Origin of the sequence: Bacillus sp. EU55 (assembly GCF_038005925.1) — a bacterium.
GTDB classification, from domain to species: Bacteria; Bacillota; Bacilli; order Bacillales; family Bacillaceae; genus Bacillus; species Bacillus velezensis.
Genome location: NZ_JBBOUE010000001.1, coordinates 1,031,437 through 1,051,016, shown reverse-complemented (window position 1 = coordinate 1,051,016; position 19,580 = coordinate 1,031,437). Strand labels below are relative to the sequence as shown.

Below are 19,580 nucleotides of genomic sequence, written 5' to 3'. Positions count from 1 at the left end.
AGGCACTATTTCTTCTTTGATTGTGTCTGTTTCAGGAGAGTCGCTTTTTGGATTTCAGCATCGGTTTCGGCCTTAATTCTTTCTTCCACTTTCAATCTCCCTTTTCCCATGATCTCGCCTCCTTTTTGCCATTATAATTCATCACTGCGGATTGTAAACCGAAAAAAGCACTATCTTTATTCCAAAAAAATACTGTTTCGCACATTCACCAGTTTGAATCGCTGTGCATATACGAATCTGATATAATAACAGAAATGCCCATGAGGGGAGCTGACAAGCTTGTATACCATCGCTCATCGCGGCGCATCCGGTTACGCGCCCGAAAATACATTTGCGGCATTTGATATCGCTGCCGAAATGAACGCTGATTTCATTGAGCTTGACGTCCAGCTCACAAAAGACGGCCAGATTGTCGTCATCCATGATGACAAAGTCGACCGGACGACGGACGGCTCCGGTTTTGTAAAAGATTTTACGCTGAAGAAGCTGCAGTCTCTGGACGCCGGCAGCTGGTATGGGGCTGAGTTTAAAGGGGAGCGGATTCCCCTGCTCGAAGAGGTCTTGAAGCGTTATCATTCTAAAATCGGATTTTTAATTGAACTGAAGGGGCACGTTTCTCAAGTCGGTCTTGAAAAAGCAGTCGGCCGGCTGTTAAGCAGGTTTTCCTTTTCCATCCACCCTATCGTTCAATCATTCAGCCTCAAGTCAATTCAGACCTTTCACGGCATGTATCCGTCCGTTCCGACTGCAATTATTGCAAGACCCAGCTTCGGGATGTTTTCCAAAAGCCAGCTGGCCGCCTACAAATCAGCCGTAAATTATGTCAATATTAAATATACCCGCCTGAATCGGTTCTTGATTTCCACCGCTCACAGACACGGCCTGAAAGTATTTGCCTGGACGGTCAGAAATCAAAAGACGGCCGAAAAACTGCAAATGATGGCAGTTGACGGCATTGTAACTGATTTTCCGGATTTTATTTCTAAGGATGGCTGATATGAAACAATACATCGCAATTTTTATCGGAGGCGCGCTTGGCGCATTGCTCCGCTTTGAAATGAGCGCGCACATTCACAGCGGTTCTTTCCCGGCGGCCACTTTCCTCGAAAACGCGGCGGGAAGCCTTTTACTCGGTCTTATTACGGGTTACTTCATCATTCGGGCTAAACGCCCTCTTTTGACCGCCTTTTTAGGAACCGGTTTTTGCGGAGGTTTCACGACGATGTCAACCTTCGCAAAAGAAACCATTTTTCTGCTGCAATCGTCTCCCGCAGCGGCTTTTTGTTATTTTGCCGCGACATTAGTCTCTGGCATTACCCTTGCATGTGCCGGCATTTTCTGGGGACGGCGGATTGCCCTTCACGCAGCGGGAAGGGGGCATGATACGCCATGACGATTGTCCTGATGCTTATCGCAGCGGGTATCGGAGCAGTATTACGGTCTCTGCTGGGTAAAACAATTTCAGAAAGAACAAAAGGTTTTCCGATGCCGCTTGGAATGGCTGCGGTCAACCTGCTCGGCTCCTTCGGCCTCGGCATGTTCACCGGCCTGGGTCTGGATAATCCTTCCGCCGGCATCATCATCGCGACGGGCTTTTTCGGTGCGTTTACGACCTTTTCCACGTTCAGTATTGAAGCCGTGCAGCTGATGATGAACAACCGCATAAAGGAAAGCCTGCTCTACATCGCTGTTTCAGCAGCCGGAAGCCTTTTGGCGTTCTGGTGCGGCTTTGTTATGATATCCATTTAAAAAAACCTTGAGCTTATTTTTCGCTCAAGGTTGCGTTATGAAGCATGACCGTTTCAGGCACGGGCAGCTGGCGGTTTATTGTTCCCTGACCGCCCGGGCGGCCCTGTTCTTCTTTGAGTTCAAGCTGTTTAATAAACCGGCCGTCCATTTCTAATATGAGGGCAGTGTATCCCCCGATTTGTATCGACTCACCCGAACGGATGTCAATATTCCGTTTCAGCACAAGACCGCCGATCGTGTCGACTTCCTCTTCAATCCCTGCGCCGAGAAGATGATTCACCTGATCAATCCGAACCTTTCCGTCCAGCACATAATGGCGTTCGGACAGCTTTTGAATCTGCGGCTGTTCGTCCTCATCAAATTCGTCTCTGATATCGCCGACGATTTCTTCAAGGATGTCTTCGGTCGTCACAAGACCGGACGTTCCGCCGTATTCATCAGACAATATCGCCAAATGAATCCGTTCTCTCTGCATTTTTATCAGCAGGTCGTGTATCGGGATCGTCTCGATGACTTCAATCACCGGGCGGACGTAAGACGTGATGGATACCTCCGCTTTTTCATCTTCTGTCATAAACAGCAGATCTGAAAAGAGATGCTTCGTATTGATCATGCCGATGACACTGTCTTTGTCCCCGTCCGTTACGGGCCAGCGCGTATATTTGTCTTTCAGCATCATATCAAGCATTTCCGGCACGTCCATATCAGTGGAAACAGCCGCGATTTCTTTTCTCGGGATCATGATTTCCTTGGCGATCCGATTATCAAAATCAAAAATTTTATTCACAAATGTATATTCAGACGGATTGATTTCTCCGTTTTTTAAACTTTCTGACAGCAGGATCCGCAGCTCTTCTTCAGAGTGGGAGCCTTCATGCTCAGATGCCGGCTTTAATCCGGCCAAACCGGTCAGAATTCTCGCGGAGCCGTTCAGCACCCAAATAAACGGGAACATGAACACGTAAAATAACCGAAGCGGTCCGGCAATCCATAACGTCAGCTTTTCCGCTTTTTGAATCGCAACCGTTTTAGGCGCAAGCTCACCGACGACGACATGCAGAAACGTAATCAGCCCGTACGCCGCAGCAAAAGCAATCACATGCTCAGCAGAATCCGGCAGCCCCATGCCCTGAAACAAAGGATGAAGCATCCGTTCAAATGCAGGCTCTCCCAGTACGCCGAGCCCGATGGATGTGAGTGTAATGCCAAGCTGCGAGGCGGATAAATACTCATCAAGATCCGTAATGATACGCTTTGCGAGCACCGCCCGTCTGTTCCCTTCTGAAATGAGCTGATCGATTCTGGATCTTCTCACTCTGACGATCGCAAATTCACTCGCCACGAAAAATGCCGTTAACGCAATGAGCACACCGATTAAAATCAAACTGTCAATATCGTCCATTTCACCTTATCCCGAATTAAAGGATAAGGACGTCACCTCCTGATTTCATCGTTTTTTCTTAAGCGAGAGGAACGAAATGGGTGATTGACTACACAGAGGGCCCCATCCTGCCACCTCCTAAGTCAAAGCATGATTGTCATTTGTATAGTTTATTGTATCACAACTCCATTCTTTCATCATTTTCAGATTTTTTATCATATAAAAAACAGCCTTCAAAAAGAAGGCTGCCGTTATCTGCTTCGGAAATGATTTTCTAAACAAAGCGCCGTATTAATCCCCCCGAATCCCATGCTTAAGCTTAACGCATGGTGTACGGTATGGGCGCTCGGCCCGTCGGTCACCCACTGAAATGAATCGTCAATCGGCTCCGTTAAGTTTCGGATCGGATGAAGCTTGTTTTCCCGCATTTGCAAGAGAACAGCAATGATTTCCACCGTTCCGGCCGCACTCAGACCGTGTCCGGTAATCGATTTTGTCGCATTAATCCGCGCGTGCGACAGGCCGCTTTCAGAAAGCGCCCGGCATTCAGTCTTATCTCCGATCGGCGAACCAGTGCCGTGCGGGTTGATGTAATCGATCTCTTTCGCTGAAAGACCGGCCCGCTCCAGCGCCTGGCGGATCACCGTCATTTCGCCCTCTGCTGAAGGATTCGGGTTGCGGTTCGCATCGGAAGCCATCCCCCAGCCCTTTAAGCCGGCCCACGATCGTGCGCCCCTCTCTTCGGCAGATTCAGCGCGTTCCAGCACAATCGCCCCGCACGCCTCTCCGAATATAAACCCGTCCGTATGCCGGTCAAACGGGCGGCAGGCGGCTCCAGGCCGTTCAGCGTATGTATCAGTGCCCATCGCTCCCAAAGAACGGAGAGCGTGACACTCCATGTACGACAGATCGGCCAGCGCCCCGATCACGATGCACCGGTCAAACAGGCCTCCTATGATTCCTTGAGCAGCCTGGATAACCGCCGCCTGGCCGCTTGCCGACGCGCCGCCGACCGTAAAGGCCGGCCCTTTTATCCCGAATTGCTCCGTGCAAAGCCCCGACAAATCACTATCCATAAAAGAAAGCCCGTATGTCGGATTTACAAATTGCGGCGTTTCACCGTTTTTCTCAAAGGCCTGCAGCAATTCGCGCTGCGTCATATTCGACCCGCCGATGATCAGACCGGTGCGGCTGTGATCAGCGCCGTCTAATTGAGCGTCATGCCACGCTTCATATAAAGCGATAAGCGCCGTCTTTCCTGATAATGCGGCCCTTCGGTACAAGCGCTTCGACAGCGCGTCCGGCGGCGTTAATTCGCTAAGCTCCGCGCCGATAAACGAACTGCCTTTCTGCCGGCCGGGGCGTTTCATCACATCAAAGGCGTGCCGCCCCTCCATGAGCGCAGCGAGAAACGCCTCCTTGCCTTGTCCGACCGCGGTTAAGACTCCGATTCCTGTAATGCTGATGTCTGACGTGCCATTATTTCTCCTCGACATGTGTCCGTTCTCCCATCTTTATGTATTGGAAGCTATGAAGAAAAATCTTGATACAGTGCTTTGAAAATATCGCGCGAATGTCTGATCTGTTCCGAAGGCACGCTGAAAGATAATCGGAAATAGCCGCTTTTTCCAAATCCGCTGCCGGGTACGATCAATAGTTTGTATTTCTGTGCGGCATGCATGCAGAACGCCACCTCGTCTTCAATCGGTGATTTCGGAAAGACGAAAAAGCCTCCTTTCGGCATTTCAAATTCGAAGCCGGCTTCTGTGAGGATGTCCACCATAAGGTCTCTCCGCTTTCTGTAAGGTTCAGCGTCAATCGAAAGATCATCCATTTTCGCCACGGCGCGCTGCATCATGACCGGAGCGTTCACAAAGCCGAGCGTCCGGTTGCAGAAAACGAACGCATCCGTCAGAAGATCGCCCTCAGGCATTTGGGCGTCCGCCGCGATATACCCGAGCCTTTCCCCCGCAATGCCGAGATCTTTACTGAACGAACTGACTAAAATCACGCGGTGATACGCCTGAAACGGATTCGCCTGCTCTTCTCCGTAAATCAGCTGGCTGTACGGTTCATCAAATAAAATAAATATGCTTTGGCCGTTCCGCTCTTCGGCTTCTTTTAATAAGGCGCCCAATTCGTTAAGGTTTTTCTGGCTGAGCACAGTCCCCGTCGGATTATGCGGCGTATTGACGATCAGTCCTTTCGTACGGGGGGTGATCGCACCTTTAACCGCTTCAATATCAATCTCAAATGAGTCAGTCAGCGGGCAGATGACGGGTCTGCCGCGGTAATTTTCAACATACGCTTTATATTCCGCAAAATAAGGCGAAAGAAGGATGACTTCTTCCTCCGGGTTTAAAATGCTCTTCAGCGCGACATTCAGCGCCCCGCCGGCTCCGACCGTCATAACTGTATGCCTGGCGGAAATTTCTGTCTGAAACCGCTCTGACAAAAAGCGGGCAACCTTTTCTCTCGCCTCCGGAAGCCCTTGGTTTTGTATGTATCCGTGCCGTCCTGTTTCAGCCGCTTCGCATAGCGCCTTTTTAAATGTTTCAGGCGGCTCCGCAACCGGATTTCCTATCGAAAAGTCAAACACCTTATCGGCGCCGAACTCTTTTTTCAGCCGAGCGCCTTCATCAAATAGTTTGCGTATCCATGAACCTTTCTCCAGATTCTGTGTCACTTCCCTTGATAAACCGGCCACTGTCATCTGTCCCTTCTGTCTTTTTCTGCCGTTTCTATTTACAATGATTATGAAAGATTTACCTGGCGCAGTCAACGCTTTTTCAGACAGCCTGCCGCGCCGTTTCAGGAGAAAGACGGAAAACAATAAACTTGTGCAAACTCCCCTTCATATATTAAACTATTCTCATAACTATAACGTGATGGTTGGGGAGGGATTTAGATGGGGCTGAGACTTATCGCATCAGTGAATTAGCAGAGCTTGCCGGTGTAACGAAACGCACGGTGGATTACTACACAAACCTCGGGCTTTTAAAGCCTGACAGGTCTTGTTCGAACTATCGTTACTACGATACACTTGCACTTAATCGGTTAAAGTTTATAGTCGCTTGTAAAAAGCAGCGATTGGCCCTGTCTGATATAAAAGATCGACTGGAGAACCAGTTTCCCTCTTCAGCCCTGCCTGACGATATTGGAAATCTGGCATCGGAAATTGATCACATGAATCAAAACATCTCCGTGATCTTGAATCGGTTTGAAAAGCTTGAACCAGAGGAGCGCGCCCAGCTGAAAAAAAGGCTGGCTCCTGAAAAGCTTGCAGTGCTTCAATCATTTATGCTGCTGTTAAGTTAAACCATTATCTTACTAACAGGAGGTGTTACCTTCATCTTCCCAAAAGGAGTGAAGGTTCTAATTGGACATTGTGAATTTGATTTTAGTCGCGGTTTTAATCGCGCTGACGGCATTTTTCGTAGCATCTGAGTTTGCGATAATCAGAATCAGAGGCTCACGGGTTGACCAGCTTATAGCAGAAGGAAATAAAGCCGCAATCGGTGTCAAAAAAGTGACCACGCATTTAGATGAGTATTTATCGGCGTGCCAGCTCGGCATAACATTGACTTCCATCGGTCTTGGTGTCTTAGGCGAATCAACGATTGAACGCTTGCTTCATCCGCTTTTCACAAAGATAAACGTACCAAGCTCATTATCGCATATTATTTCATTTATTCTCGCCTATGCGATCATTACATTCTTACACGTGGTCGTGGGAGAATTGGCGCCGAAAACAGTCGCCATCCAGAAAGCGGAAGCCGTTTCAATGCTGTTTTCGAAACCGCTCATTTGGTTTTACCGCATCATGTTCCCGTTTATCTGGCTTCTGAACAACTCCGCCCGTCTTTTAACGAAGACGTTCGGTCTGGAGACGGTGTCTGAAAATGAGCTTGCCCACTCTGAAGAAGAGCTGCGCATTATTTTATCGGAAAGCTATAAAAGCGGTGAAATCAACCAGTCTGAATTTAAATATGTGAACAAAATCTTTGAATTTGACGACAGACTTGCAAAAGAAATCATGATTCCGCGTACGGAAATCGTCAGTCTGCCGCATGATATCAAAATCTCTGAAATGATGGACATCATTCAGATTGAAAAATATACCCGGTACCCTGTCGAAGAGGGTGACAAAGATAATATTATCGGCGTTATTAACATTAAAGAAGTGCTGACCGCCTGCATAAGCGGCGAAGTATCAGTCGACTCGCCGATTACCGATTTTGTCAATCCGATCATCCATGTGATTGAGTCGGCACCGATTCACGATCTGCTTGTAAAAATGCAGAAGGAACGGGTTCATATGGCGATTCTGTCGGATGAATACGGCGGCACCGCGGGGCTTGTCACCGTTGAAGACATTATTGAAGAAATCGTCGGGGAAATCCGTGATGAATTTGATATCGATGAAATCAACGAAATCCGCAAACTCGGCGACGGCCATTACATGCTTGACGGCAAGGTCCTGATTGATCAAGTGAACGAACTCCTCGGCATCCATTTGGAAAATGACGAGGTCGACACCATCGGCGGCTGGTTCCTTACCCAGAAATACGACGTCGAACAATACGACTCGATTATCGAAGAAGGCTGTGAATTTATCATTAATGAAATTGACGGCCACCACGTCGCATATATCGAAGTGAAAAAACTGGCGTTTGATGAACTGCTGGAAACCGCCGAACAAAAAGAAGCATAACAAAAAAGCTTGCGCGTCTGATACAGACGGCAAGCTTTTTTTCATTTACAATTGTTCAAGTTTTTTCTCAAGCTCTTTAATTCTGGCATTCAGCTCTTCTGTCATGGCCGCAAGCCTCTCCTTCGGCGCAAGATCGGAAAAGTCCTCCAAAAAAATCGGCTCGCCGATGATAAGCCGCATTTTTCCCTTTTTAAACAGCGCTTTACCCGTAGACGGCCCTTTATATGCGGCCGGAACGAGCGGCGCTTTTCCCATTTGGGCGATGGTCACGGCCCCTCTTTTCAGCGGGACGTCTTCTGATGTTCTCGTGCCGCTCGGAAAAATCCCGACAATCTTTCCTTCCTTCAGAAGCTTAATCGGCGTTTTAATGCTGCTCGGGCCCGGATTTTCACGGTCAACCGGGAACGCGTGAATCTTCTTCAAAAAACGTCCGATCCACTTTTTCTGAAACAGCTCTTTTTTCGCCATATAATGAATCTGATGGGGCAATATCCCGACACCGAGCGTTAGGACGTCCACCCAGCCCGCATGCGTGCACGCGATAACGAATCCTTTATCAGACGGAAGATTCTCTTTATTGTACACTTTCACTCCTCCGCGCAGGGATAGAATGCATTTGATGGCATTTGCACAAAACTTATACATAACGCACTTCCTTTGTTGTAATGATCAAAAGTGTTCTCTCTCTCTCTATTATAACAATATTTTTTATTACCTGGTACTAATAATTATATTTTTCCTCCGCCGATCTCTATCTTTTATGACGGATTTTGGGTACTATAGAGAAATGGTGTTTGATGAGGTGAAAATGAATTTAAGCCGTTTGCATGGAACGTGCAACTTTAAACCTTTCTTATGCGTGTATAACATAGAGGGGAGAAAAGGCAGTGACGATCGATGAAATTTACCAAATGTATATGAATGATGTTTACCGGTTCCTGCTCTCCATGACAAAAGACAAGCATCTCGCTGAAGATTTGCTGCAGGAAACCTTTATGAGGGCATACATACACATTCACTCCTACGACCACAGCAAAGTAAAGCCATGGCTTTTTCAAGTGGCGAGAAATGCGTTTATAGATTATGTCAGAAAACATAAAAAGGAAGTGACCATTTCCGATGACTTAATTGGGAGCCTTTTTCAGACGGCTGTTCAAAGCCCGGCTCATCAGATTGAAATCAAGGAAGTGCTGACAGGGTATATGTCCGAACTTCCCGACAATTATCGGGAGGCCTTAACACTGTATTATTTAAAAGAACTGAATTACAAAGAAGCATCCCATATTATGAATATTTCAGAGGCTAATTTTAAAAGTGTTTTATTTCGTGCCAGACAGCGGCTGAAAGCACTTTATAATAGAGGTGTTAATGATGAATGAAGAATTTAAAAAGCGTTTTTACCAATACAAAAATGGAGAAATGAGCGACCGGGAAATGGCCGCCTTTGAAGAAGAGCTGGAAAAGCTGGAAGTCTATCAGGAGTTGATTGAAAGCGAAATGCAGGACGACCGGGAATGGGACGTCGGCATCAGCCCGGAAAAACAGAAGGCCATTTTATCATACGGAAAACGCAAATCGTATTTGCGGATTTCAGTTCTCGCCGTCATCTCCACTTTGATGATTTTGCCGCTTTGCACTTTGGGAAGCTACCTCTATTACGGTCTGGGAGGAAAGGAAAGCACCGGCAATCAATTAATGGAGACCGCGGCAGTGACGGTGGCGACCACAATGCCGAACGTCCTCGTCGATACCTCCGGACTGAAAAGCCAGGTGAAGCTGTTTGGAATGAATACGGAATTTCCGCTGCAAAAGCAGATCGGCACAAAAACGAAATCCGTCGGCGGAGAACGGATTGAAATGTTTTTAGATACGGTCAAATCACCTGCCGTTAACTACTATGATCTAGACGCGGCACAGGCAAAGCATTATTTCGCCCATCCTTCCGGCTTAAAGGAACGCACGATTGAAAAAGCCGGTCAGACATTAAAAAAATTGCCTGAAGGAAGCGTGGCGGAGGTCTATCTTTCTTATGACCGGGCCTACCCTTCTTCTCAAGTATATTCAACTTTTAAAAAATACGATGTGAAGTTTTTATGGAATGCGGTCGAAACGGAGAAAAATCTGAAAGACAGTCCTTATGCCGAGCCGTTAGGATTTCCCGGGAAAGATTCTAAGATGGTGTCCTCTTTCGAAACGCAAGGACAGACAGACCGTGAACAATTTATCAATGCCCTTGAATTTATGTCCCGCCATAAAAAATGGGCGCATGCAATATCGAAACGAAAAGACATGAATCTTGGCAGCCGAATCGACTATGTTGAACATCACGGAATGAACGTATACGGCTCTGTCGTGACGGGGCCGACAAAAGAAATCGAACGTCTGCTGAAAAACAAAACAGTAAAAGCAGCAAACATCGGTGAGGTGGAATTATGGAATTGGTAAGAATTTTTAAAGAGCATAATGTTTTCGGCTGGATATCAGTCGGTACCGCGATTTTGTCGCTGCTGCTTTTGAACGTGGCAATCATCAGCAATGTGACTTTCTATTCTTATCAGATGCTGCCGTTTGCGATGGCCGCCGTGCCGTTCGGCATCATTGAGCTGTTTATTAAAAAAGGACGGACGGGCCCGGGACTGCTCGGTGTCATTCTCAATCTGTTCGTCATTGTCTGTGTATATACGATCGTTGCGGTTGATACGAATCTGCAATTCGGTTTTTAAACATAAAAACAGGCCCTTTTACGGGGGCCTGTTTTTTTAAAATGAAAGAACGCCGATTAAATGCAGCAATACGACGATGATAGCCAGCGGCACGAGATATTTCAGAAGGAAATACCACACCTGAAAGAAACGATAGCCGATGGCGGAACCGCTTTTCATCTCGGCAAACAGCTCCTGCTTCGGTATTTTCAGCGGGACGAAGATTGATATTAATAAAGCGCCGAGCGGAATCAGCACATTGCTGACGGTGAAATCCGCAAGATCAAAAAACGTTTTTCCGAACAAATGAACATCACCGAGAACACCGTATGATAAACAGGACGGAATTCCGACTAAGAAAATGAGCAGACCGCTTGTCCACGACAGCTTCTTTCTTTTCGTTTCATCACCTTTCCCCACAGTCGCCACGATAATTTCCACCATCGAAAAGGCCGAAGTCAGCGCGGCGAAGAAAAAGACCGCCAGAAAGCTGATAAAAAACAGCGAGCCGAACGGCAGCCGGTCAAACACAGCCGGCAGCACGGTAAACAGCAGTGTAGGCCCTTCATCCGGTTTAAAGCCGAACGAAAAAACCGCCGGGAAAATGGCCAGTCCCGCAAACAGCGTAACGAGTACATTCATCATAACAATGGAACCCGCCGAACCCGGAAGATTTTGGGTTTTCGGCAGATACGAACTGTATGTCACCATGACCGAAACACCGAGCGTTAATGTAAAAAACGCCTGTCCTAAAGCATATAGGATGGATTCCGGCGTCAAATCTTCAAAGTGCGGAACCAATAAAAATTTAATCCCCTCAACGGCATGATCGAGCGTGACTGATCGCAGCACAAGCAATAGAAACAGCACAAATAAAATCGGCATCAGCACCGCACTGACACGTTCAATCCCTTTCTGCACGCCTTTTGCGACGACCGCTACCGTCATGATCATAAATACAAGCTGCGCAACGAGAGTCTGGATCGGATTTTCAATGACTGTCCCGAACACCGTGCCGTACTGCTCCTGAGTGAGCCCGGATAAAGAACCGGTAACGGCTTTTAACACATAAAGCAAAATCCACCCGCCGACAACACTGTAAAAAGACAAAACTAAAAAACAGGCCGCCACACCCACATAACCCGTGAGGTGCCATACCGACTTCGGCGCGGCTTGTTTGTAGGCATCAATCGCATTTGTCTGGCTCCGTCTTCCGAAAATAAATTCACCGAGCAAAAGCGGATAGCCTAAAAGCACGGTAAAGAGAACGAAAACAAGAAAAAAAGCGCCTCCTCCGTTCGTACCCGCTACGTAAGGGAACTTCCAAATGGCTCCCAGGCCGATCGCCGAACCGGCAGCGGCCATAATAAATCCTATTTTTGAGGCCCATTGAACCCTTTTTTGGTCAGACACGACTTTCCACTTCCCTTCCGCCCTATATTATCCCTTATTCGCTGCGATAACTTAAGCCCATTTCAATATGTTTCATTATTCCGAAAAATAAAAAGGAGCGGCGGGTGCCGCTCCTTACAAATCCCCGTTTAATTTCGAATGCTTTCTCGAATATAAGAAATAAATCACCAGACCGATGATCAGCCAGATAAAGAAACGGAATATGGTGGTGGCGCCGAGGTTAATAATCAAAAACACGCAGAACAGAATGGACAATATCGGAATAAAGGGAACCCCCGGACATTTAAAAGCCCTCGGCAGATCAGGCTGTTTCTTTCTCAATACGATAACCGCCACGGAAATCAGGACAAACGCGGCAAGCGTGCCGATGTTCACCAGCTTCGCCAGTTCATCAAGCGGGACGAGCGAGCCGAGTAATGCTGACAGGATGCCGAACACCCACGTCACCACATGCGGCGTTTTATGCTTCGGATGGACTTTTGAAAGCGCCCCCGGCACCAAACCGTCACGGGACATGGCAAACATCACCCTCGTCTGGCCGTACAGCATGACGAGCATCACCGTTGTCATCCCCAACACTGCGCCGATATCAATAATCCCGGCCACCCAATTCTGTCCGGCCATCTGCAGGACGAGAGACACGGGATGGTCAACGCCTTCAAAGCGGGCAAACGGAACGACGCCCGTCATAATCGCCGATACGGTCACATACAGCACAGTGCAGACGATTAATGAAAAGATAATTCCTTTCGGCAGATCCTTCGCCGGATTTTTCGTTTCTTCAGCGGCGGAAGAGACGGCGTCAAAACCGATAAAAGAGAAGAAAACGAGCGCCGCGGCACTGAAAACACCGCCGAACCCCATCGGTATAAACGGCTGCCAGTTGTGAGGTTTGACATATACGGCCGCAACGGCGATAAACAATAGAACAACCAGAACCTTCAAAATGACCATAATATTATTGACCCGCTTCGATTCCCTAATGCCTAAGTAGAGGAGGAATGTAATCGCAAGCACGATAACAAATGCGGGGAGATTAAAGAATGTGACCGTGCCTTTTATTGACCCCGGCGCGGCCGTTAATGCGGTCGGAAGATGAATGCCGAAGCCCGCCAAGAATGATTGAAAATAGCCGGACCATCCGACCGAAACCGCGCTGACGGCGAGCATATATTCCAAGATTAAATCCCATCCGATAATAAACGCGAGAAGTTCACCCAGTGTCGCATAAGTAAACGTGTAGACGGAACCGGAAACCGGGACGCTTGAAGCAAATTCGGCATATGACAGAGCCGCAAATAAACACGCAAGAGCGGCGATGACAAATGAAACGGTCAGCCCCGGCCCCGCCGTGACAGCGCCTGTTCCGGTTAATACAAAAATCCCCGTTCCGATGATGGCCCCTATCCCCAGAAGGGTCAAATCAAAGGCCCCTAACTCTCTTTTTAGCGACTTTTCCCCGCCCGTTGCGGCAAGCAGGTCCTGAATGCTTTTCTTTCTGAATACGCTCCCCTTCATCTGCTTCACTCCTTGTAAACCAATATATGTTAGAATATTCAGATAACAATAGCAATAATGACTAAATTCTTATTTTTCGCATGAAATGTTTCAGCACATCATTCCTTTCTCCTACATCATATTATAGCGAAAAATATAAAAATGAAAATAACTTTTTTGAAAATTCTATATATTATTTTTAGTTTTCATGAAACAGAACTCAGCGGATTTTCCACTGTGAAATATTAACATTAGTGATTCAGCTGGCGACTTTTATTTTTTTTAAAATCGTATTCATATGTACGTTCAAATAAAAATCCCGCCCTTTTTAAAAGCGCGGGATAAGACTTGCGTATTATGTTGAAATAAATCTGCCGCCATTTACGTGAATGGTTTGCCCCGTCATATAGGAAGATACGTCTGAAGCCAGAAGCACGTAAGCTCCGGCGTGTTCCGCAGGCTGTCCCGGTCTTCCCATCGGAGTGTCCAGACCATGCTTTTCCACCTTTTCTTCAGTAAACGTTGCCGGAATCAGGGCGGTCCAGATCGGGCCAGGGGCCACCGCATTTACTCTGATCCCCTGATCGGCCAATGACATCGCCATTGAACGAGTAAAGGAAACGATGCCGCCTTTCGTGCACGAATAGTCGATCAATGATGTGTCTCCCTGATAAGCGGTAATCGACGTTGTATTAATGATGGCGCTCCCTCTTTTGAGATGAGGCAGCACGGCTTTTGTCATATGAAACATGGAAAACATGTTTGTACGGAATGTCTTCTCCAGCTGTTCAGCTGTAATATCAAGAATCCCGTTTTGCGGATGCTGCTCAGCCGCATTATTAACGAGAATATCTATTTTTCCGTAGTGATCTAAGACTTGCCGGACCGCCTTCTGACAATGCGCCTCATCACCGACGTCCCCCGGAATTAACAGGCATTCGGCCTGGTATTCTTCCGCACGCTTTTTCGTTCTCTCGGCATCGGCATGTTCGTCTAGGTACAGGATGGCAAGATCCGCCCCTTCCTTCGCGTAAGCGATCGCAGCCGCTGCGCCGATGCCGCTGTCTCCGCCCGTGATGACGGCGACTTTTCCTTTTAATCTGCCCGACCCTTTTACATCCGGGTCCTCCAAGAGCGGCTTCGGCTCCATGTCTGACTCAATGCCGGGCTGGCGGTTTTGCACCTGCGGCTTTTGTCCTTCCGTCTGTCTGTCCATCGGATTCATATTCTCACACTCCTGCAATTGGTATTACTGAGACGATACCACGCAGTGCAGGGAGTTAAACGGACAAATATGCCGGTGATTAAAGCTGCTGAGCCGTTTCGGGAAAAGCGCCGGTGTATTTGGCAGACGGCCTGTAAATCATGTTGTCAGCGGACTGTTCAAGCACGTGTGCGCACCAGCCTGCCATTCTGCTTGCTGAAAAGGTCGGCGTAAACAAATCATTGTCGACATCAATGGCCTGCATCACAGCCGCTGCGTAAAACTCCACATTCGTATACAGCTTCCGTCCGGGCTTATATTGCTCTAACAAGCGGATGGCTTCCTTCTCCACATAAAGCGCCAAGTCAAGCGACGGATCATTTCCCGCCACTTCTTCAGCCTTTATGCGCAGCGCCTCCGCCCGCGGGTCTTTTGTTTTGTACACCCTGTGCCCGAAGCCCATCAGGCGTTCTCCCCTCATAAGCTTCGCTGTCAAATACGCTTCTGCATTTTCTTTTTCTCCGATGTCTTTAAGCATTTTCGTGACGCCTGAAGGCGCGCCTCCGTGCAGCGGCCCTTTCATCGTACCCAGTGCGGCAGTGACGGCAGACACTAAGTCCGATTCAGTCGAAACGGTGACTCTCGCTGAAAAAGTCGATGCATTCATCCCGTGCTCCATCGCCAGAATCATATACGTCTCAAGCGCTTTCTTTTGGGCTGCGGACGGCTGCCTGCCTGTCAGCATATACAAATAGTTTTCAACGTGTCCGTATCGCGCCTCAGGTGACAACGCTTCCTTCCCTTGTTTACGGCGGTATCTGTACGCAATAATCGTCGGTGTGACGGCAATCAGTTTAATCGCTTCTTCCGGCTTGGGCGGATATGTAAATGAATCTGTGCCCAAACCTGAAACAGCCGTTCTCAGCACCGCCATGTCGTCCATTTCATCCGGAAGCGTTTCCAGTAAGCCGATCAAATGTTTCGGAAGCCCGCGCTCGGCTGCAAGTTCTTCCTGAAACGCAAGCAATTGCCGCTCATCAGGAAGCGCCCCGTTCAAAATGAGATACGCCGCTTCTTCAAAACTGGATTGCAGCGCGATATCCTTCGCATCATAGCCGCGATATATTAAATGCCCCTTTTCTCCGTCAATGTGGCTGATCGCCGTTTCTGCACAAGTAATCCCTTTCAATCCACGATAAATCAATTTCATTCCCCCTTATCCTCTTTCTGTTATTATAGTAAATATAATATTTAAAAAATAATGAATATTTTTAAGGGAATTAATTAAAACTTTTAATCAGAGGAGTGCATCTATGGATTTTAAATGGCTTCACACCTTCGTCACCGCGGCAAAATATGAGAATTTCAGAAAAACGGCGGAAACGCTTTTTTTATCTCAGCCGACCGTCACCGTTCATATAAAATTATTAGAGAAAGAAATCAGCTGCAAGCTGTTTCAGCGAAGCGGCCGGAAAATACAATTGACGGAAGAAGGAAAAGCATACGTGCCGTTTGCCATGAGGCTTTTGGAAGACTATGAAAACAGCATGGCGGAGCTGCACAGGGTGCGCCAGGGCTACTCGCACACACTGACACTCGCTGTTTCGCCGCTTATCGCCGACACCGTTCTCCCGTCTGTCATGAAGCGTTATACAGAGGACAATAAAGAAACCGAAATGACGGTCACCATTTTCGAATCGGAAGAAATCGCCTCTCAAATCAGAAACGGCTCAGCCGATATCGGACTGAGCTGCTTAAAGGTGCAATCATCTTCCCTCACTTGCCGCCCCCTGTACAATGACCCCGTGGTCCTCGTCGCGCCGCCCGGCCGAAAACCCGGAACAGGGAAGGCGGATGAAGTGAAAGACCTGTTCGGACAATATCTGCTTTTGACCCATAACCACCCTGACTATTGGGATGATTTGCTCCGCCAGGTCAGAATACAGTTCCCTTTCGTCAGGACAATGAAGGTGACACAGACGCATATTACGAAACGATTTATTAAAGAGGGGCTGGGTGTCTCATTTCTGCCGCTGTCAGCGGTACGGGCCGAACTCGCCGCAGGCAGCATGATTGAAATTCCGTGCGAATTCGCCCAGATGCCGAGCGCGGGCACGTACGCCATCGCCCTCTATGAAAATGAAAAAAAGAAAACCTTTTTAGATTTTTTATCACATTTTCATTTTTAGGTGAAACAAATGGAGCTCTGTCCCGTCTAAATAAAAAACCCGTTCTGATGAACGGGTTTCTATCGCTGCTAGAATCTTTTCGCGCCAAGGTAGCGAGGTTTCCAGTAGCTGTTATTCAGATCACTTGTTGTGACGCCGTCAGAACCGGCATGGATGAACTTGTTGTTTCCGATGTACACACCCATGTGTGAAGGGCCGGCCTGATATGTTGTAAAGAAGACGAAGTCTCCTCTTGACGGGCTGGACACGCTCTTCATTGAGCTCCAGTATCCCGCAGTGCTTGTTCTGCCGACACTCGTCTGTTTGTTTAACAGGTACCAGATAAATCCGCTGCAGTCAAAGCCGGAAGTCGTTGTTCCGCCCCATACATACGGCGTGCCGATTAAAGATTGCGCATCAGAAATCAGCTTGTTTACATTCAGGCTCGTCTGTGCAGCATTATGGTTAGATGAAGGCTGCTTTGATGACGAAGATCCTGAAGACGTTGAACCGGAAGTTGATCCCTTTACTTTAAGAACTTGTCCGATGCGGATCAGGTCCGTTTTTAAACCGTTTAAACTTTTTAATTGGTTTACCGTCATTTTATATTTATTCGCAATTTTCCAAAGGCTGTCGCCTTTTACGACTTTATATGTAGACGATGATGACTTGCTGCCCGAATTTGAACCTGAAGATGATTTACCGTTGATCGAAAGCGTCTGGCCGATGTAAATGATATCCGATTTTAATTTGTTCTCAGATTTAATGGAATTAATTGACGTTCCGTACCGATTTGAAAGTCCCCATAATGTATCGCCTTTTTTTACCTTAATCGTTTGCGCAGATGCCGCGCCCGCAAACAAAGTCGTCCCCAAAACCACTGCCGTTGTTGCTGTAACAAGTTGCTTTTTCATGTTTTCCTCCCCGAATGATTCTATCTATTTTATGTGTCTCTTTTTTAAAGTTTTTATCTGTTTCCTATTATAAGGTTCAATTTCCACTAGAAATAGACTTGACTTCCCGTGACAAATTTCTTACTAATTCGTTTTTAAAAAAAGTTTTTAAGGGTATTAAATATTTCAATTTGATTTCAAACGTGACGAAAAATGAGTCAATTTGTCATGTTTTTTTCCTGTGATCCTCGTATTTTGGAAAAACAAAGCAGTTTATTTTCCAAATAACCCCTTGTTAAAAAAATCCTCGTCTTTTTCAAAAAAGTGAATGGTTTTCACTCTTTCTTGAAAACATAAGTTACACCGGAATTTACATTTCTAACAATGTTTCACCTGAAATTTACAGGAGGAACAGGCGCTCTTTACAAACATCCCCTACCATTAGACATGCAGACAAGATTAAAGGAGGACGAGTGAGAATGAGTCTATTTAAACAGGTTCGATCAAAACTTCTGCCGGCGGCAGCCGTATCCGTGCTGACAGCCGGTCTGATTGCGGGCGCGGGGCTTCAGCACTCCGAACAGGCTGCGGCAAAAAAACAGTCTGACAAAAACGAAATCAGAAACGTCATCTTCATGGTCGGCGACGGAATGGGCGCTCCCTATATGAACGCCTACCGTTCGGTCATTAACAAAGGAAAGCCTGCAGACGGCATGAAACTGACGGCATTCGACCCCAATCTCACCGGTATGATGATGACTTACCCTGACGATCCTGATTCCAATATTACCGATTCCGCGGCGGCAGGTACGGCAATGGCCACAGGCGTGAAAACGTATAACGCGGCGATCGGAGTCGATAAAAAAGGAAAGCGGGTAAAATCCGTCCTCGAAGAAGCGAAACAAAGAGGCAAATCCACCGGACTTGTCGCAACTTCGGAGATTGCCCACGCCACTCCTGCGGCATTCGGAGCCCATAACAAATCCAGAAAAAATATGGATGACATCGCAAGCAGCTACTTTGATGACCGCATCAACGGAAAACAGAAAGTCGATGTGCTCCTCGGAGGCGGCAAATCAAACTTTATCCGTAAAGACCGCAATGTAACAAAGGATTTCAAAAAAGCGGGATACAGCTACGTTACATCAAAACAGGAGCTCAAAAAGGATCGTAACAAGAAGATTCTCGGCCTGTTTGCCGATGGCGGACTCGACAAAGCAATCGACCGCTCAAACGCCGTCCCTTCATTAGAAGACATGACAACGGCAGCGATCGACAGGCTGAACAAGAATAAAAAAGGGTTTTTCTTAATGGTCGAAGGCAGCCAAATTGACTGGGCGGGACATGACAATGATATAGTCGGCGCAATGAGCGAAATGAAGGATTTTGAAAAAGCGTATAAAGCAGCGATCGCATTTGCCAAAAAGGACAAACATACGCTTGTCGTTGCCACGGCCGATCATACCACCGGCGGATTGACGATCGGCGCGAATGACGATAAAAACTGGCATGTTGAACCGATTCTTGCCGCCAAAAAAACCCCGGCATTTATGGCTGACCAAATCAAAGCGGGCAAATCCGTATCTTCCGTGCTTGCGCGTTATACAGACCTGAAATGGTCAAAAGCTGAAATCAAACAGATCGAAACGGCAGCAAAACAGGATGCTGACAAGAGCATCTACAAAGCGATCATTAAGCTCTTTAATGCGAAAACCAACAGCGGCTGGACAACCGGCGATCATACGGGCGAAGAAGTTCCCGTTTACGCATACGGTCCGGGAAGAGAGTCATTTACGGGGCTTTTAAACAACACGGACCAGGCCAAAAAGATCTTTCACATCCTGAAACACGGAAAATAA

General features: G+C 47.4%; 20 protein-coding genes. 10 read left to right on the top strand and 10 right to left on the bottom strand.

What is annotated here, in order from left to right; translation table 11 throughout:
- Nucleotides 1-5: 5 nt before the first annotated feature.
- Entirely contained in the window at nucleotides 6-110 is a 105-nt protein-coding gene (locus NYE50_RS05595) for a YhdX family protein (RefSeq protein ID WP_003155299.1), read from the bottom strand.
- A 169-nt stretch (nucleotides 111-279) separates the two neighbouring features.
- Between NYE50_RS05595 and NYE50_RS05590 the strand changes: the two genes are divergently transcribed.
- From NYE50_RS05590 to crcB, 3 genes are read left to right on the top strand one after another with little or no spacing between them, the layout of a single operon-like run.
- A complete protein-coding gene (locus NYE50_RS05590) occupies nucleotides 280-996 on the top strand; it encodes a glycerophosphodiester phosphodiesterase (RefSeq protein ID WP_224988489.1) in 717 nt (238 codons plus the stop codon).
- A 1-nt stretch (nucleotide 997) separates the two neighbouring features.
- Nucleotides 998-1,393 carry a fluoride efflux transporter FluC gene (locus NYE50_RS05585; protein ID WP_060562086.1) on the top strand — a complete coding sequence of 132 codons (396 nt, stop codon included), beginning with the start codon at nucleotides 998-1,000 and terminating at the stop codon, nucleotides 1,391-1,393.
- Nucleotides 1,390-1,749 (top strand): fluoride efflux transporter CrcB, encoded by a 360-nt coding sequence (gene crcB / locus NYE50_RS05580; RefSeq protein ID WP_012117180.1) that lies wholly within the window; start codon nucleotides 1,390-1,392, stop codon nucleotides 1,747-1,749. Before NYE50_RS05585 ends, crcB begins: the two co-directional genes overlap by 4 nt.
- Before the next feature lie 13 nt (nucleotides 1,750-1,762).
- Here the strand turns inward: crcB and NYE50_RS05575 are convergent, their stop codons facing one another.
- The 3 genes from NYE50_RS05575 to NYE50_RS05565 all read right to left on the bottom strand — a co-directional run bounded on the left by NYE50_RS05575 (nucleotide 1,763) and on the right by NYE50_RS05565 (nucleotide 5,843).
- Nucleotides 1,763-3,151 (bottom strand): hemolysin family protein, encoded by a 1,389-nt coding sequence (locus tag NYE50_RS05575; RefSeq protein WP_138091999.1) that lies wholly within the window; start codon nucleotides 3,149-3,151, stop codon nucleotides 1,763-1,765.
- Nucleotides 3,152-3,381: 230 nt separating this feature from the next.
- Nucleotides 3,382-4,626: a beta-ketoacyl synthase N-terminal-like domain-containing protein gene (locus tag NYE50_RS05570; protein WP_109566817.1), complete on the bottom strand. Its 1,245-nt coding sequence runs from the start codon at nucleotides 4,624-4,626 to the stop codon at nucleotides 3,382-3,384.
- A 32-nt stretch (nucleotides 4,627-4,658) separates the two neighbouring features.
- Nucleotides 4,659-5,843, bottom strand: a complete 1,185-nt coding sequence (locus NYE50_RS05565) for a pyridoxal phosphate-dependent aminotransferase (protein ID WP_146276424.1) — start codon at nucleotides 5,841-5,843, stop codon at nucleotides 4,659-4,661.
- A gap of 179 nt (nucleotides 5,844-6,022) precedes the next feature.
- On the opposite strand from NYE50_RS05565, the gene NYE50_RS05560 reads away from it, so the two are divergent.
- Nucleotides 6,023-6,448, top strand: a complete 426-nt coding sequence (locus NYE50_RS05560) for a MerR family transcriptional regulator (protein ID WP_007409263.1) — start codon at nucleotides 6,023-6,025, stop codon at nucleotides 6,446-6,448.
- Nucleotides 6,449-6,509: 61 nt separating this feature from the next.
- A complete protein-coding gene (locus NYE50_RS05555) occupies nucleotides 6,510-7,844 on the top strand; it encodes a hemolysin family protein (protein ID WP_003155308.1) in 1,335 nt (444 codons plus the stop codon).
- 45 nt (nucleotides 7,845-7,889) lie between these two features.
- Here NYE50_RS05555 and NYE50_RS05550 read toward each other — a convergent pair whose 3' ends face one another.
- The gene (locus NYE50_RS05550; protein ID WP_007409265.1) at nucleotides 7,890-8,489 is read right to left on the bottom strand and encodes a lysophospholipid acyltransferase family protein; all 600 of its coding nucleotides are present in this window, start codon (nucleotides 8,487-8,489) and stop codon (nucleotides 7,890-7,892) included.
- A gap of 242 nt (nucleotides 8,490-8,731) precedes the next feature.
- Here NYE50_RS05550 and sigM point away from each other — a divergent pair, with 242 nt between their 5' ends.
- From sigM to NYE50_RS05535, 3 genes are read left to right on the top strand one after another with little or no spacing between them, the layout of a single operon-like run.
- Nucleotides 8,732-9,223 (top strand): RNA polymerase sigma factor SigM, encoded by a 492-nt coding sequence (sigM, locus tag NYE50_RS05545; protein WP_003155312.1) that lies wholly within the window; start codon nucleotides 8,732-8,734, stop codon nucleotides 9,221-9,223.
- Complete coding sequence (locus NYE50_RS05540) at nucleotides 9,213-10,289, top strand: anti-sigma factor (RefSeq protein WP_087920756.1); 1,077 nt, start codon at nucleotides 9,213-9,215, stop codon at nucleotides 10,287-10,289. Before sigM ends, NYE50_RS05540 begins: the two co-directional genes overlap by 11 nt.
- Nucleotides 10,277-10,567 (top strand): anti-sigma-M factor, encoded by a 291-nt coding sequence (locus NYE50_RS05535; protein WP_003155315.1) that lies wholly within the window; start codon nucleotides 10,277-10,279, stop codon nucleotides 10,565-10,567. Before NYE50_RS05540 ends, NYE50_RS05535 begins: the two co-directional genes overlap by 13 nt.
- A 36-nt stretch (nucleotides 10,568-10,603) precedes the next feature.
- Here the strand turns inward: NYE50_RS05535 and NYE50_RS05530 are convergent, their stop codons facing one another.
- The 4 genes from NYE50_RS05530 to NYE50_RS05515 all read right to left on the bottom strand — a co-directional run bounded on the left by NYE50_RS05530 (nucleotide 10,604) and on the right by NYE50_RS05515 (nucleotide 15,864).
- Nucleotides 10,604-11,959, bottom strand: coding sequence for a sodium-dependent transporter (locus NYE50_RS05530; RefSeq protein WP_014417298.1), 1,356 nt, complete (start codon nucleotides 11,957-11,959; stop codon nucleotides 10,604-10,606).
- A 114-nt stretch (nucleotides 11,960-12,073) separates the two neighbouring features.
- Complete coding sequence (locus NYE50_RS05525; protein ID WP_014417297.1) at nucleotides 12,074-13,477, bottom strand: amino acid permease; 1,404 nt, start codon at nucleotides 13,475-13,477, stop codon at nucleotides 12,074-12,076.
- A gap of 334 nt (nucleotides 13,478-13,811) precedes the next feature.
- The gene (locus NYE50_RS05520; protein WP_224988491.1) at nucleotides 13,812-14,681 is read right to left on the bottom strand and encodes an SDR family oxidoreductase; all 870 of its coding nucleotides are present in this window, start codon (nucleotides 14,679-14,681) and stop codon (nucleotides 13,812-13,814) included.
- Between the two features lie 79 nt (nucleotides 14,682-14,760).
- On the bottom strand, nucleotides 14,761-15,864 hold the full coding sequence (locus NYE50_RS05515) for a citrate synthase/methylcitrate synthase (RefSeq protein WP_025649532.1): 1,104 nt from the start codon (nucleotides 15,862-15,864) through the stop codon (nucleotides 14,761-14,763).
- Nucleotides 15,865-15,973: 109 nt separating this feature from the next.
- Between NYE50_RS05515 and NYE50_RS05510 the strand changes: the two genes are divergently transcribed.
- Complete coding sequence (locus NYE50_RS05510) at nucleotides 15,974-16,849, top strand: LysR family transcriptional regulator (protein WP_159353956.1); 876 nt, start codon at nucleotides 15,974-15,976, stop codon at nucleotides 16,847-16,849.
- A gap of 68 nt (nucleotides 16,850-16,917) precedes the next feature.
- On the opposite strand, the gene NYE50_RS05505 is transcribed toward NYE50_RS05510, so the two are convergent.
- A complete protein-coding gene (locus NYE50_RS05505; RefSeq protein WP_159353955.1) occupies nucleotides 16,918-17,742 on the bottom strand; it encodes a C40 family peptidase in 825 nt (274 codons plus the stop codon).
- Nucleotides 17,743-18,200: 458 nt separating this feature from the next.
- On the opposite strand from NYE50_RS05505, the gene NYE50_RS05500 reads away from it, so the two are divergent.
- Complete coding sequence (locus NYE50_RS05500; RefSeq protein WP_224988493.1) at nucleotides 18,201-19,580, top strand: alkaline phosphatase; 1,380 nt, start codon at nucleotides 18,201-18,203, stop codon at nucleotides 19,578-19,580.